Here is a 13450-nt window from a genome sequence, read left to right on the forward strand (position 1 = left end):
GGGATGAACCGGGCCGGAAATGGGACATCCTGTCGCAATGGTGGTGAACCGATGGCCTCGCCGTATACCATGGCGAGCTGATGAACGTCCCACAACAACAACCCGAGTCGCTCAGCCTTCCATGACAGATATCGACGATATTCCCGCCCCCCAGGGTCGACTGACCCTCAAGCTGCTGGCCAGTCGCCAGGATACCAACCTGCACGGCGACATTCCCGGCGGCTGGCTGATCGCCCGGATGGACCAGGCCGCCGAGGTGGCCGCCGGCCGCGAGGCCCGGGGCCGCACCGCCACGGTGGCCATCGAGGCCATGGACTTCCTCTGCCCGGTGCGGGTGGGCTCGATGGTCAACATCTTCACCCGGGTCAGCGAGATCGGCCACAGCTCGATCAAGATCGACGTGGAAGTGTGGATCCGTGCCCCCCATGAACGCGACCCCGACGAGCTGCACAAGGTCACCGAGGCCCGCTTCGTGATGGTCGCCCTGGACGACAACGGGCGGATCCGGGCCGCCCGCCAGGGCGACTGATGCCGCATCCAGCGACATCGCGCCCCAGAAGCGACGATGGGCGCCGCAGGGCGCCCATGGCAGAATGGCGAGTGACCGCCAGGCCTCAGACGCCGACCTTCTCCCGCGTCTTCAGGTAGGCGAATTCGCCCACGTCGGTGAAGCGCCGTACCTTCTGCTGGAAGGCGGTGTAGGAGTCATAGACCTTCCGCGACTCCTCGTCGGCTTCCACCTGCTTCTCGAGCACCTCCTGGGAGGAGGCGTAGAGCGCTTCCAGTACCTCATCCGGGAAGGTGCGCAGCTCCACCCCGTGTTCGCTGACCAGGGTATCGAGCGCCTCGGCATTGCGCACCGCGAACTCGCTGATCATCGCCAGGTTGGAGGCCATGGCCGCCTCGCTGACCACCGCCTTGAGGTCGTCGGGCAGGGCGTTCCAGGCCTCCAGGTTGACCGTGCCCTCGAGAATGGCGCTGGGCTCGTTCCAGGCCGAGGTGTAGTAGTACTTGGCCACCTGGTGCAGGCCGAAGGCCAGGTCGTTGTAGGGGCCGACCCAGTCGGCGGCATCCAGCACGCCGGTTTGCAGAGAGGTGAAGATCTCGGACCCCGGGGTGTTCACGGTGGTCACGCCGATGCCGTTCATGGCCTCGCCAGCCAGCCCCGGCAGGCGCAGCTTGAGGCCCTGCATGTCCTCCAGCGAGTTGATCTCCTTCTTGAACCAGCCGGCCATCTGGGTGCCGGTATTGCCCACCGGGAAGGGCTTGAGGTTGTGCTTGGCGTACACCTCGTCCCAGAGTTCAAGGCCACCGCCATGGTAGAGCCAGGCGTTGGTCTCGGTGGTGTTCATGCCGAAGGGCACGGCGGTGAAGAACTGGGAGGCCAGGGTCTTGCCGCGCCAGTAGTAAGAGGCGGAGTGGCCCATCTGGGCGGTGCCCTCGCCTACCGCGTCGAACACCTCCATGGCGGGCACCAGCTCCCCCGCGCCGTGCACGCGAACCTTCATGCGCCCACCGGAGAGGCGCTCGATGCGCGCGGCGAAATCGTTGGCCCCCGTGCCCAGGGCCGGGAAGTTCTTGGGCCAGGAGGTCACCATATCCCAGGTGATGGTCTCCTGGGCGCTTGCCGTGGAGAGGAAGGGGACGGCGGCGCCGGCGGCGGCACCGGCGCCCAGGGTCTTGAGAAACTTGCGACGTTGCATGCGAGCGTGACTCCAGGATGATTGTTATTCCCGCAATGCCTGCGGGCTCTAGATGTGTCCACTCGAGAGTATGCGTCAAGGCCGAATTGCCCGGCAAGTACCCGCACCTGACGTCAACGTCAACGAAAATCAGAGGGGCGTCAACTTGGCAAACCCCAGCACCAGCCACTTGTCGCCCTCGCCCTCGAAGCTGACCTGGACCCGGGCCCGCTCGCCCTCCCCCTCGGCGTTGAGGATCACCCCCTCGCCGAACACCGGATGGGTGACCCGCTGGCCCAGCGAGAGCGACGGCAGCTCAGCGCCCCCGTCGACCGAGGTCTGCCGCGAGAGTCCCACGGCCGGGCGACCGGCGGTCACGGGCCGGGAGATCTGGCCGCGCAGTCGCACCTCCTCGAGGTACTCCGCGGGCAGCTCGCGCAGGAAGCGCGAGGCGCGCTGGAAGGTCTCCTTGCCGTGCAGGCGGCGCAGCTCGGCATGGGTCAGGTAGAGCTTGCGCATGGCACGGGTCAGGCCCACGTAGCAGAGCCGCCGTTCCTCCTCCAGGCGGCCCGGCTCCTCCATGGACATCTTGTGCGGAAACAGGCCCTCCTCGACCCCGGCGATGAAGACTACCGGAAATTCCAGGCCCTTGGCCGAGTGCAGGGTCATCAGCTGCACGCAGTCCTCGAACTCGTCGGCCTCGTGGTCGCCGGCGTTCAGCGCGGCCTCGGAGAGGAAGGCTTCCAGGGCCACCGCCCCCTCGCCGGCCTCGGGGGGGTCGAAGGTCTCGCCCTGGGTGAAGGCCTTGGCGGCGGTGACCAGTTCCTCGAGGTTCTCGACCCGGGCCTGCCCCTTCTCGCCCTTCTCGCTGCGATGGTGCTCGATCAGGCCGGTACGCTCGATCACGTGGTCGATGATCTCGTGGAGCGCCAGGCCGGCGGTATCGTTGTCCAGGCGCTCGATCAGCTCGGCGAAGGCCCGCACCGCCGTGGCGGCCCGACCCTTGAGTGAGGCATCCAGCAGGGCGTCGTGCAGCGCCTGCCACAGCGAGACTTCGGTCTGGCGGGCACGGCTGCGCAGCACCTCCACGGTGCGGGTGCCGATGCCCCGGGCCGGGACGTTGATCACCCGCTCCAGGGAGGCATCGTCATCGCGGTTGAGGAGCAGCCGCAGGTAGGCCAGGGCATTCTTGATCTCCAGGCGCTCGTAGAAGCGTTGGCCGCCGTAGATCCGGTAGGGAACGCCCTGGCGGATCAGGGTCTCCTCCAGCACCCGGGACTGGGCGTTGGAGCGATAGAGGATGGCGATCTCGCGCCGATTGATGCCCTCCTCGACCTTCTCGCGGATGGTGTCGACGATGAAGCGCGCCTCGTCCAGATCGTTGAACCCCGAATAGACGGAGATCGGCTCGCCCTTGGCGCCCTCGGTCCACAGCTCCTTGCCCATGCGCTCGCTGTTGTGGCGGATCAGGGCATTGGCGGCATCGAGGATGGCGCTGGTGGAGCGGTAGTTCTGCTCCAGTCGCACGGTGCTGGTCGCCGGGAACTCCTGCTCGAAGCGCCGGAGGTTCTCGATGCGCGCCCCGCGCCAGCCATAGATCGACTGGTCGTCGTCGCCCACCACGGTCATCGGGGTCTTCATGCCGGTGAGCAGCTTGAGCCAGGCGTACTGCAGGGTATTGGTGTCCTGGAACTCGTCGACCAGCACATGGCCGAAGCGTGCCTGGTAGTGGGCCAGCAGCGCCGGGTTGTCCCGCAGCAGCTCGAGGCTTCGAAGCAAGAGCTCGCCGAAGTCCACCAGGCCACCACGCTCGCAGGTCAGTTGATAGCGCTCGTAGAGCTCGACCATCTGGGCCAGGTAGGCATCACCATGGGCATCGACCTGGTGGGGGCGAAGTCCCTCCTCCTTGCAGCCGGAGATGAACGACTGCACCTGGCGCGGCGGGAAGCGCTCATCGTCGATGCGATGGTCCTTGAGCAGCCGCTTGACCAGCCGCAGCTGGTCATCGCTGTCGATGATCTGGAAGTGCTGGGGCAGCCGGGCATCCTGCCAGTGGGTCCGCAGCAGGCGGTGGGCGATGGAGTGGAAGGTGCCCACCCAGACATTGCGCAATGAGATGCCCAGCAGCGCCTCCAGGCGGGTGCGCATCTCGCGGGCCGCCTTGTTGGTGAAGGTCACGGCGAGCACGGCGTAGGGCGACAGCCCCTCGGCCTGCATCAGCCAGGCGATGCGATGCACCAGCACCCGGGTCTTGCCGGACCCGGCCCCGGCCAGCACCAGCATGTTGCCCTGGGGCGCACTGACGGCCTCACGCTGGGCCGGGTTCATGTGGTCGAGAATCGCCGTGACGTCGTCCATGGGGAAGGCATCGCTGCTCGGAAAATGGGCCGACAGCTTAGCATAGGGGCAAGGGGCAAGGGGCAAGGGGCAAGGGGCAAGGGGCAAGGGGCAAGGGGCAAGGGGCAAGGGGCAAGGGGCAAGGGGCAAGGAAGTGTGTGCCCCTCGCGGCAGCCCACAAGGTGGCTTCCTTACAGCTTGGCGGCTTGCTCCTTGAAGCTCGGCGCTTGCCGAAGGCCTAGGGCTTTCCCTCCTGCTCCGGGAAGCGCAGCGGGTTGAGGCTCTTCTTCACTTCGCGGAGCTGCTCGGCGAGTTTCGGGCCACGGGTCTTGGCCACGCCCACCGCCAGCACGTCGATGAGCACCAGGTGGGCGATGCGCGAGCTCATCGGGGTATAGATCTCGGTGTCCTCGTGGACATCGATGTAGAGCGGCAGGGTGACCTCCTCGGCCAGTGGCGAGCCGCTGGGGCAGAGGCCTATCACCGTGGCGCCGGCCTCGCGGGCCAGGCGCACGCTGGCCACCAGCGCCCGGGTACGGCCGGTCTGGGAGATCGCCACCACCACGTCACCCTCCTTCAGGGTCACCGCCGACATGTTCTGCATGTGCGGGTCGGCGTAGGCCGCGGTGGAGATCTGCAGGCGGAAGAACTTGTGCTGGGCATCGAAGGCCACGGCGCCGGAGGCACCGAAGCCGTAGAACTCCACCCGGTTGGCCATGGCCAGGGCATTGATGGCCTGGCTCAGGGCCTCGTTGTCGAGTCGGTCGCGCACCGAGAGCAGCGTCCCTACGGTGGAGTCGAAGATGCTCTGGGAGAATTCCGCCACCGAGTCGCTGTCGTTCATCGAGAACTGGGCGAACTGGCTGCCCGAGGCCAGCATCTGCGCCAGCTGGAGCTTGAAGTCCTGGAAGCCGTTGCATCCCAGGGCGCGACAGAAGCGCACCACGGTAGGCTCGCTGACCTTGGCCTCGGTGGCCAGGTCGACGATGCGCATGTGGATCACTTCCTCGGGCTGGCGCAGCACGAAGCGCGCGACCTTCTGCTCGGAGCGGCGGAAGTGCTCCATGCGACGTCTCATCTCATCGAACAGGGCGCGGCTCACGCGGGACTCCTTGCGGGCTGGCCGCCCCGCGACGAGGGCGAGGCGGCGGAAACATTGGCGTGTTCAGGCTTACAGTATGCCCCAAGCCGACGGCCGATGCGCACTTGGGCGCCAGCGCGGGCCAAAATGCCATGGCATTCGGCGAGCGTTGGTACAGCGTTGTGCGCTCGCAACATGCGCCGTCATCATTCTGTCAAGTGGGGTATAGTAAGAAATGCAGTGTCGCGAATCTTTCAGGAGAGTCGATCATGCGCAATGTCGAACGGTTATCCTCCCTCAAGAGTGAGCTTCTCGACATCTTCATGAGCATGGAAGTCGTCGAACACGAACAGCGTTCACGCACCGCCGCCCAGCGCAACCTGCGCGCCCGGCGCGGCATCGAACTGCACAACGAATTCAAGCGCCTGACCCGGGACATCGCCCCGCTCCCCGACGAGGAGCTGGCGGAAGACGAGATGCACTGACGCCGCATCACGCAACGAGCCCCGCCGAAGCGGGGCTCGTTGAGGGGACGTCGCGCCGGTCCCTCCGGCGCTCCCGGCTCAGAGGCTCGAGACGAAGACCAGGATCACGCCGACCGGTGCCACGAAGCGGGACACCAGATGCCACAGCGTCGCCTGCCCGCCGGAGAGGTTCAGCTCGGCCGCCACGCTGTCGCGGTCCAGCCGCCAGGCCACGAACAGGATGGCCCCCAGGCCGGTCAGCGGCAGCAGGAACTTGCTGGTGAAGGTATCCAGCAGGTCGAAGACGTTCAGGCCCAGGATCAGGAAGTCGTCCCAGACGTTGAACGACATCAGCGCCGCGATGCCCAGCGCCCAGACCGCCACGCCGCCGACCAGGGTGGCCGACACGCGGGAGAGCGGGGTGCGCTCCTCCATCAGCTCCACCACCGGCTCCAGCAGCGAGATCGCCGAGGTCAGTGCGGCGAAGGTCAGCAGCAGGAAGAACATCAGGCCGAGGATCATGCCACCGGTCATGTTGCCGAAGGCCAGCGGCAGGGTGACGAAGATCAGGCCGGGCCCCTCGCCCGGGCTCAGACCGTTGGCGAAGACGATGGGGAAGATGGCCAGGCCCGCCAGCAGGGCGATGGCGGTATCCAGGATGATCACCGTCCGGGCCGTGCCGATCAGGTTGACGTCCTCACCCAGGTAGGAGCCATAGGCCATCATGATGCCCATGCCCAGCGACAGGGTGAAGAAGGCCTGGCCCATGGCCGCCAGCACCACCTCGCCGGTGACCGCCCCCCAGTCGGGGCTAAACATGAAGGCCAGCGCCTCGCCGAAATGACCGGTGGTCATGCCGTAGCCCACCAGCACCAGCATCAGCACCACCAGTGCCGGCATCAGGGTGCGCACGGCGCCCTCCAGGCCCTTGGTGACGCCTCGCGCCACGATCCAGACCACCAGCGCCATGAAGGCGGTATGCCACAGGGTCAGGGCCAGCGGGTTGCCCAGCAAACCGGTGAAGATCGCGCTGACGCCATCGGCATCCTGGCCGGTAAAGGCGCCGGTCACCGACCCTAGGGTATAGGAGAGCGACCAGCCACCGATCACGCTGTAGAAGGAGAGGATCAGGAAGGCGGCCAGCACCCCGCTGGCCCCGACCAGCGCCCAGGCAGGCAGTCGGCCATTCTTGCGGGCCAGGTCGACCATGGAGTTGATCGGGTTTTCCTGGCCACGGCGGCCGATCAGCCATTCCGCCACCAGGATCGGCAGCCCCACCAGGGCCACACAGGCCAGGTAGATGAGCACGAAGGCTGCGCCCCCGCTGTCACCCACCATGTAGGAAAAGCGCCAGATATTGCCCAGCCCCACCGCCGAACCGGTGGCAGCCAGAATGAAGGCCATCTTCGATGACCACTGTGCGTGGGAGAGTTTCGACATGTTTCACCCTGAGTGTACGTGTCGCCAACGGCCGGTCGGGCGCGATGACGGCTTGTGCTTGTCATTGCCACGTCCAGGGCGCCATGGTTCACACGACGCCGTCCAGAGCATGACAGGATCCAGGCAGGATCGCTGCCGTGTCGCGTCTCGCGCGTCCCGGGCCGGTGCGGCAGGGAACGGGAGATGCCCGGGTGCCCGATACTCGCAAGATCCACGCGGGTTATGCGCAGGATCCAGTCAATATCCATGGGTATTGGCACACCGGCCCATAAAACTATCCGATCAAACGCTCGATGGCCAGTCGCGGCGGCAAGATTATTGCCTCCCCCTTTGGGCGTAGAGCGAGAGCCCGAAGTGCGACTAGAAGAGCGTCGTCTGGCGCTCGCCGGCGAAGGCCTCGAGGGGAGGTAGCGAACAGCGTTCACAAAGCCGGGAATGCAGGCGGCGCGCCAGTTCCGGCGCCCCGTGGTTGTCCGGGGTGTGCACCATCAGGTAAGGGGTTTTCCCCTGATTTATCCACAGGATGAGACGTTCGATCCAGGGCGTGAAACAGCGCTCGTTGAGGTCGCTGTCCAGGTGGCCGATGAAGCGCACCAGCGGGCAGTCTCCCGTGGAAAGCACGTGTAATGGGACTCTCGGCTTCTCGGCCTGGGCGTGCTGGAGTCCCGGATGCGCGCCGGGGGCAGTGGCGAAGAGCGGGCGCACGTCGAGCATCACGCGGTTCGCGCCGTAAGTTATCAACATTCCGTTGAGGGCCTTCTCGGCCCTCCCCTTGTGGAAAAATTCCCTGTGGCGCACTTCCACCGCACAGGGAATCCCTGCCGGCCAGCGTGCCAGCAGATGTTCCAGCCGGGGCAGCTCGTCGGGACCGAAGTCCCGGGGCAACTGGACCATCATCGGGCCGAGCCGGTCATGCAGCGGAGAGAGCGCCTCGAGGAAGGCATCGAGGTCGGCCTCGATGCCGGCGAGACGCCGCTCGTGGGTCAGGCTCGCCGGCAGCTTGAAGCAGAAGCGAAAGCCCGGTGGCGCCTGGCGGGCCCAGGTCGCCACCGTCGCCTCCCGCGGTGCGCCGCTGTAGAAGGTGGTGTTGCCCTCCACGGTGGCGAACACCCGCGCGTAGTCGGCGAGCCAGCCCTCGCTGCCGCCATGGGGCGGATAGAGCCCGCCGCGCCAGTCGGGATTGGCCCACATGGGCAGGCCCAAGTTCAGGCGCGGCAGGGCATCCAGCGGGCTCACTCCACGGTGACGGACTTGGCCAGGTTGCGCGGCTGGTCCACGTCGGTACCCTTGAGCACTGCCACGTGGTAGCTGAGCAGCTGCAGCGGCAGCGTATAGAGGATCGGCGCCAGCGCCTCGTGCACATGGGGCAGGCGCAGCACGTGCACGTGCTCCTCCTCGTTCAGCCCCACCTGCTCATCAGCGAAGACGAAGAGCTCGCCGCCGCGGGCGCGCACCTCCTGGAGGTTGGACTTGAGCTTGTCGAGGAGCTCGTCGTTGGGCGCCACGGAAACGACCGGCATCTCGCTGTCGACCAGCGCCAGCGGACCGTGCTTGAGCTCGCCCGCCGGGTAGGCCTCGGCGTGGATATAGGAGATCTCCTTGAGCTTGAGCGCACCCTCCAGGGCGATGGGAAAGTGGGCGCCGCGGCCCAGGAAGAGGGCGTGGTGCTTCTCGGCGAAGGCCATGGAGAGCCGCTCGATGGCCGGGTCCAGCTCCAGTACCCGTGCCACCAGGCCGGGCAGTTCACGCAGCCCCTGGACCAGGCTTGCCTGCTCGGCCTCGGCCAGGCCTCGTACCCGGCCCAGCGCCAGGGTCAGCAGCATCAGGGCGGTAAGCTGGGTGGTGAAGGCCTTGGTGGAGGCCACGCCGATCTCGGGCCCGGCCTGGGTCATCAGGGTCAGGTCCGACTCGCGCACCAGCGAGCTGCCCGGCACGTTGCAGATCGCCAGGCTGGCGAGATAGCCGCGCTCCCGCGCGAAGCGCAGTGCCGCCAGGGTATCGGCGGTCTCGCCGGACTGCGAGAGCGTCACGAAGAGAGTCCCCTCGGGCACCACCACCTGGCGATAGCGATACTCCGAGGCGACCTCCACCTGCACCGGCACCCCGGCATAGCGCTCGAGCCAGTAGCGGGCCACCATGCCGGCATGGTAGCTGGTGCCGCAGGCGACGATATGGATCTGTCTGACCTGCCGGAAGAGGGCCTCGGCCTCGGGGCCGAAGCTCTCCACCAGCACCGAGCGCTCGCCCAGGCGCCCCTCCAGGGCGGCCGCGATCACCATCGGCTGCTCGTGGATCTCCTTGAGCATGAAGTGGCGATAGTCGCCCTTGCTGGCCGCCCCGTCGCCATGCTCGAAGGTCTGCACCTCGCGCTCGACCGGCATGCCCCGGGCATCGAACACCTCGATGCGCCCGCCGGCGGCGAGGCGCACCGCATCGCCCTCCTGGAGGTAGATGAAGCGGTCGGTGACCTGCAGCAGGGCCAGGGGGTCGGAGGCCAGGAAGGCCTCGCCGATGCCCACCCCCACCACCAGCGGGCTGCCCTTGCGGGCGCCGATGACGACATCGGGTTCCTCGGCATGGATCACCCCCAGTGCATAGGCACCGTCCAGCCGGGCCAGTACCCGCCGCACGGCGGTAAGCAGGTCACCGGCCTCGCGGCTCTCCCGCTCCAGCAGGTGGGCGATCACCTCGGTGTCGGTCTCGGAGGTGAAGGCATAGCCCTCGGCCTCGAGCTCACGGCGCAGGGCCTCGTGGTTCTCGATGATGCCGTTGTGCACCACCGCCAGGCGCTCGCCGGACTGGTGCGGATGGGCATTCACCTCGCTGGGGCGGCCATGGGTCGCCCAGCGCGTATGGGCGATCCCGCTGTGCCCCGGCAGCGGCTCGGCGACCAGGCGCTCCTCCAGGGCCGCCACCTTGCCCAGGGCGCGCCGCCGCTGCAGGCGCCCCTCCGGGTCGAGCACCGCCATCCCGGCGGAGTCATAGCCGCGGTATTCCAGGCGCTTGAGCCCCTCCAGCAGGATCCCCTGAACGTTGCGTTCGGCAACCGCACCGACGATTCCACACATATGACCTCTCCTCAGGGTTCCTGGCGCTTGGCGGGACGCGGCCAGTCGGCCTTGCTGACCTGGCGGCCCCGGGAGACGGCCAGGGCGTTGTCGGCGACATCCTTGCTGATGGTCGACCCGGCCCCCACGGTGGCGCCCTTGCCGACACTGACCGGCGCCACCAGCGCCGTGTTAGAGCCGATGAAGGCCTCGTCACCGATCTGGGTGAGGTGCTTGTTGACGCCATCGTAGTTGCAGGTGATGGTCCCGGCGCCGATGTTGACGTCGTGCCCGAGCCGGGCGTCGCCCACATAGCTGAGGTGGTTGATCTTGCTGCCCTCGCCCACCTCGACGTTCTTGGTCTCGACGAAGTTGCCGACCCGGGCCCCCACCGCCAGCCGCGAGCCGGGGCGCAGCCGGGCGAAGGGGCCGATGCGATTGCGGCCGGCCACCACCGCCCCGTCGAGGACGCTGTGGGATTCGATCACGCTCTCGGCGCCGACATGGCTGTCGCGGATCACGCAGTGGGGCCCGATGTGCACCCCCTCGCCCAGTTCCACCTCGCCCTCGAAGACGCAGCCCACGTCGATCTCCACGTCATGGCCGCAGGTCAGGCGGCCGCGCACATCGAGGCGCGACGGGTCGGCGAGGGCCACTCCCTGCTCCATCAGTCGCTCGGCGATGTCGTGCTGGTGGGCGCGCTCCAGACGGGCCATCTGGGCGCGATTGTTGACGCCCTCGACCTCCAGCGGTCGCGCCGGCTGGGCGGTGGCGATGCTCACGCCCTCGGCGGCGGCCATGGCGATGATGTCGGTCAGGTAGTACTCGCCCTGGGCGTTGTCGGCGGAGAGGCGCGGCAGCCAGCGCCGCAGCTGGGCGGCGGTCATGGCCATGATGCCGGTATTGCACTCGCGAACGGCCCGCTCGGTCTCGGAGGCATCCTTGTGCTCGACGATGGCCACCACCTCACCGGCGGCGTTGCGCAGGATGCGTCCGTAGCCCGCGGGGTCCTCCAGGGTCACGGTGAGCAGGCCCAGGTGCCGCTCATCGACGTGGGCCAGCAGCTCGACCAGGGTCTCGCGGCGGATCAGCGGCACGTCGCCGTAGAGCACCAGCACCCGACCCTCGCCGAGCGCCTCCAGGGTCTGGGCCACCGCATGGCCGGTGCCCTTCTGCTCAGCCTGCAGGGCGTAGTGCACCCGGCAGTCGGCCAGCGCCTCGCGGACCTGCTCGGCCCCGTGCCCGACCACCACATGGGTACGCTCGGCCTCGAGCCCCCGGGCGGTGTCGATCACGTGACGCACCATCGGCTTGCCGGCCAGGCGGTGGAGCACCTTGGGCCGGGTCGAGCGCATGCGGGTTCCCTGCCCCGCTGCCAGTATCACCACGTCGAGCGTCATCATGACTCCTTGTCCTGGTTCATCTCATCCCGTCTATTCTAGGGGGCGTCCCGCCTCCGCCGCCATGCCGGATGCCGGTCCATCGACCACGGTCGCGCCGAGTTCATCGACGGCCTCGCGGCCGAAGTGATCCAAAAAGGCCGGGCTGGCGAGGCTCGCCCAGCCCTCGCCCTGGCGCACCAGCATCAGCACCGCGAGTTCCCGCTCCCGGGCCAGCGCCATGCCCGCTTCCTCGCCAAGCACCAGCAGGGCGGTGGCCCAGGCGTCGGCCCAGGCATCGGAGGGGTGGACGACGGTCACCGAGGCCAGGCGATGGTCGATGGGGCGCCCGGTGCGCGGGTCCAGGGTGTGGGAATAGCGCTGGCCGTCGTGCTCGAAGTAGTTGCGATAGTCGCCCGAGGTGGCCACCGCGATGTCCTCCAGGGGCAGCACATGCTGGGCCTCCTGGGGGCCATCCCGGGGGATCTCGATGCCGATGCGCCAGGGCGCGGACTCGGTGTCGCGATGGCCGGCCACCTTGACCTCGCCGCCCAGGTTGACCAGGTAGTGGTCGAGCTCCTGCCGGGTCAGGTAAGCCGCCACCCGGTCGGTGGCATGCCCCTTGGCCACGCCGGAGAGGTCGACGAAGACATCGCGCAGGCGCCTGGCCTGGAACGCCTGATCGTCGACCTCCAGGCTGTCGGGGCCGATCTCGGCCAGTCGTGCGGCCAGGGTGGCCTCACTCGGCACTTCCCGGGGACGCGCCTCGGGGCCAAAGCTCCACAGGTTGACCAGCCCGCCGATGGTCATGTCGAAGGCCCCGTCGCTGGCCTCGGCCACCGACTGGCCGATGGCCAGCACCTCGACCAGCTCGTCGGAGAGCGGCTGCCACTCGCCCAGCGGGGCCTCATTGAAGGCCATGAGCTCGGAATCCTCGCGCCAGGTGGACATGGCCGCATCCACCGCCTCGAGTTCGGTGAGGATCCCCTCTTCGAGCTCGTCGGCCTCCCGGCGCGTCAGGGAATCAGCGATGGTCACCTGGTAGAAGGTGCCGAAGGTCTCTCCCTCGAGGGTCACCGGGGAGTCCAGCGGGCGGTCGCGTTCGGAACAGCCCGCCAGCGGAATGATCAACAGGAGCAGCCACAGGGGACGCCACACGCTCATGACGGGGAACCTCCGAATAGCCAGATCAGGGCAACACCCAGCACCAGGCGGTAGACCACGAAGGGCTGCATGCCGATGCGCTTGATGAAGACCAGGAAGAAATGAATGCAGAGATAGGCACTGAGGCCCGAGAGCAGCGCTCCCATGATCAGGGCGCCCCAGTCCACCGGCCCGGCGGAGCCGGCGAGCCCGACGATCTCCAGGCCGCCGGCCAGCACGATCACCGGGATCGACAGCAGGAAGGAGAAGCGCGCCGCGCCCTCCCGGTTCAGGCCCAGCAGCAGCCCAGCGGTCATGGTGATGCCGGAACGAGAGGTGCCGGGAATCAGCGCCAGGGCCTGGGCCAGCCCGATCCAGAGGGCATCCTGCCAGCTCAGCTGGTACTCGTTGCGTGTTCCGCGACGGCGCCAGTCGGCGTAGGCGAGCAGCAGGCCGAAACCGATCAGGCCGCCGGCGATGACCAGCGGCGAGCGCATGATTCCCTCGATGGCGTCCTGGAAGGCCAGCCCCGCGAGCCCCACAGGGATGGTGGCGAGGATCACCCACCAGGCCAGTCGCGCGTCCTCGTCACAGCCCTTTCCCGCCACGCTGCGACACCAGCTGACGGTCATGCCGACCAGCTCATGGCGGAAGTAGAGTACCACCGCACTCAGGCTGCCGATGTGCAGGGCGACGTCGAAGACCAGGCCCTGGTCGTACCAGTCGGTGAAGACCGGCACCAGGATCAGGTGGGCAGAGCTGGAGATCGGCAGGAACTCGGTCAATCCCTGAACGATCGAGAGGACAACGATCTGTAGCCAGTCCATGTAACGGTCCGTGTGGGTGGAAGGCGCCGGCACCTCGGCGGAAACAGAGG

General features: G+C 67.7%; 11 protein-coding genes. 2 read left to right on the forward strand and 9 right to left on the reverse strand.

The window, feature by feature from the left end; genetic code table 11:
* Positions 1–121: 121 nt before the first annotated feature.
* Positions 122–529, forward strand: a complete 408-nt coding sequence (locus tag QLQ86_RS00575) for an acyl-CoA thioesterase (RefSeq protein ID WP_282733947.1) — start codon at positions 122–124, stop codon at positions 527–529.
* A gap of 85 nt (positions 530–614) precedes the next feature.
* Here the strand turns inward: QLQ86_RS00575 and QLQ86_RS00580 are convergent, their stop codons facing one another.
* From QLQ86_RS00580 to hexR, 3 genes are all read right to left on the reverse strand, one after another.
* Complete coding sequence (locus QLQ86_RS00580) at positions 615–1703, reverse strand: TRAP transporter substrate-binding protein (protein WP_282733946.1); 1089 nt, start codon at positions 1701–1703, stop codon at positions 615–617.
* A gap of 129 nt (positions 1704–1832) precedes the next feature.
* Positions 1833–4040: a DNA helicase II gene (gene uvrD / locus QLQ86_RS00585; protein WP_282815599.1), complete on the reverse strand. Its 2208-nt coding sequence runs from the start codon at positions 4038–4040 to the stop codon at positions 1833–1835.
* A 217-nt stretch (positions 4041–4257) separates the two neighbouring features.
* Positions 4258–5121, reverse strand: coding sequence for a transcriptional regulator HexR (hexR, locus tag QLQ86_RS00590; RefSeq protein WP_133637165.1), 864 nt, complete (start codon positions 5119–5121; stop codon positions 4258–4260).
* Between the two features lie 248 nt (positions 5122–5369).
* On the opposite strand from hexR, the gene QLQ86_RS00595 reads away from it, so the two are divergent.
* Positions 5370–5585, forward strand: a complete 216-nt coding sequence (locus QLQ86_RS00595; protein WP_282733944.1) for a PA3496 family putative envelope integrity protein — start codon at positions 5370–5372, stop codon at positions 5583–5585.
* A gap of 78 nt (positions 5586–5663) precedes the next feature.
* Here QLQ86_RS00595 and QLQ86_RS00600 read toward each other — a convergent pair whose 3' ends face one another.
* The 6 genes from QLQ86_RS00600 to QLQ86_RS00625 all read right to left on the reverse strand — a co-directional run bounded on the left by QLQ86_RS00600 (position 5664) and on the right by QLQ86_RS00625 (position 13400).
* Positions 5664–7004 carry a sodium-dependent transporter gene (locus tag QLQ86_RS00600; protein ID WP_282733943.1) on the reverse strand — a complete coding sequence of 447 codons (1341 nt, stop codon included), beginning with the start codon at positions 7002–7004 and terminating at the stop codon, positions 5664–5666.
* 360 nt (positions 7005–7364) lie between these two features.
* The gene (locus QLQ86_RS00605) at positions 7365–8195 is read right to left on the reverse strand and encodes a DUF72 domain-containing protein (protein ID WP_282734013.1); all 831 of its coding nucleotides are present in this window, start codon (positions 8193–8195) and stop codon (positions 7365–7367) included.
* 41 nt (positions 8196–8236) lie between these two features.
* Positions 8237–10072: a glutamine--fructose-6-phosphate transaminase (isomerizing) gene (gene glmS, locus QLQ86_RS00610; protein ID WP_282733942.1), complete on the reverse strand. Its 1836-nt coding sequence runs from the start codon at positions 10070–10072 to the stop codon at positions 8237–8239.
* Positions 10073–10083: 11 nt separating this feature from the next.
* A complete protein-coding gene (gene glmU / locus QLQ86_RS00615; protein WP_282815678.1) occupies positions 10084–11451 on the reverse strand; it encodes a bifunctional UDP-N-acetylglucosamine diphosphorylase/glucosamine-1-phosphate N-acetyltransferase GlmU in 1368 nt (455 codons plus the stop codon).
* Positions 11452–11484: 33 nt separating this feature from the next.
* A complete protein-coding gene (locus QLQ86_RS00620; RefSeq protein WP_282733941.1) occupies positions 11485–12594 on the reverse strand; it encodes an FAD:protein FMN transferase in 1110 nt (369 codons plus the stop codon).
* Positions 12591–13400, reverse strand: a complete 810-nt coding sequence (locus QLQ86_RS00625; protein ID WP_282815600.1) for an undecaprenyl-diphosphate phosphatase — start codon at positions 13398–13400, stop codon at positions 12591–12593. The genes QLQ86_RS00620 and QLQ86_RS00625 overlap by 4 nt, the downstream gene beginning before the upstream one ends.
* Positions 13401–13450 lie beyond the last annotated feature (50 nt).

The organism is Halomonas rhizosphaerae (assembly GCF_030012485.1).
Taxonomy (GTDB): Bacteria; Pseudomonadota; Gammaproteobacteria; order Pseudomonadales; family Halomonadaceae; genus Halomonas; species Halomonas rhizosphaerae.

What these genes read in the sequence shown, in the direction of transcription:
- QLQ86_RS00575 (WP_282733947.1), top strand. Translation starts at nt 122, where the DNA reads ATGACAGATATCGACGATATTCCCGCCCCCCAGGGTCGACTGACCCTC.
- QLQ86_RS00595 (WP_282733944.1), top strand. Translation starts at nt 5,370, where the DNA reads ATGCGCAATGTCGAACGGTTATCCTCCCTCAAGAGTGAGCTTCTCGAC.
- QLQ86_RS00580 (WP_282733946.1), bottom strand. Translation starts at nt 1,703, where the DNA reads ATGCAACGTCGCAAGTTTCTCAAGACCCTGGGCGCCGGTGCCGCCGCC.
- QLQ86_RS00600 (WP_282733943.1), bottom strand. Translation starts at nt 7,004, where the DNA reads ATGTCGAAACTCTCCCACGCACAGTGGTCATCGAAGATGGCCTTCATT.
- QLQ86_RS00625 (WP_282815600.1), bottom strand. Translation starts at nt 13,400, where the DNA reads ATGGACTGGCTACAGATCGTTGTCCTCTCGATCGTTCAGGGATTGACC.
- uvrD (WP_282815599.1), bottom strand. Translation starts at nt 4,040, where the DNA reads ATGGACGACGTCACGGCGATTCTCGACCACATGAACCCGGCCCAGCGT.
- QLQ86_RS00620 (WP_282733941.1), bottom strand. Translation starts at nt 12,594, where the DNA reads ATGAGCGTGTGGCGTCCCCTGTGGCTGCTCCTGTTGATCATTCCGCTG.
- glmU (WP_282815678.1), bottom strand. Translation starts at nt 11,451, where the DNA reads ATGACGCTCGACGTGGTGATACTGGCAGCGGGGCAGGGAACCCGCATG.
- QLQ86_RS00605 (WP_282734013.1), bottom strand. Translation starts at nt 8,195, where the DNA reads ATGTGGGCCAATCCCGACTGGCGCGGCGGGCTCTATCCGCCCCATGGC.
- glmS (WP_282733942.1), bottom strand. Translation starts at nt 10,072, where the DNA reads ATGTGTGGAATCGTCGGTGCGGTTGCCGAACGCAACGTTCAGGGGATC.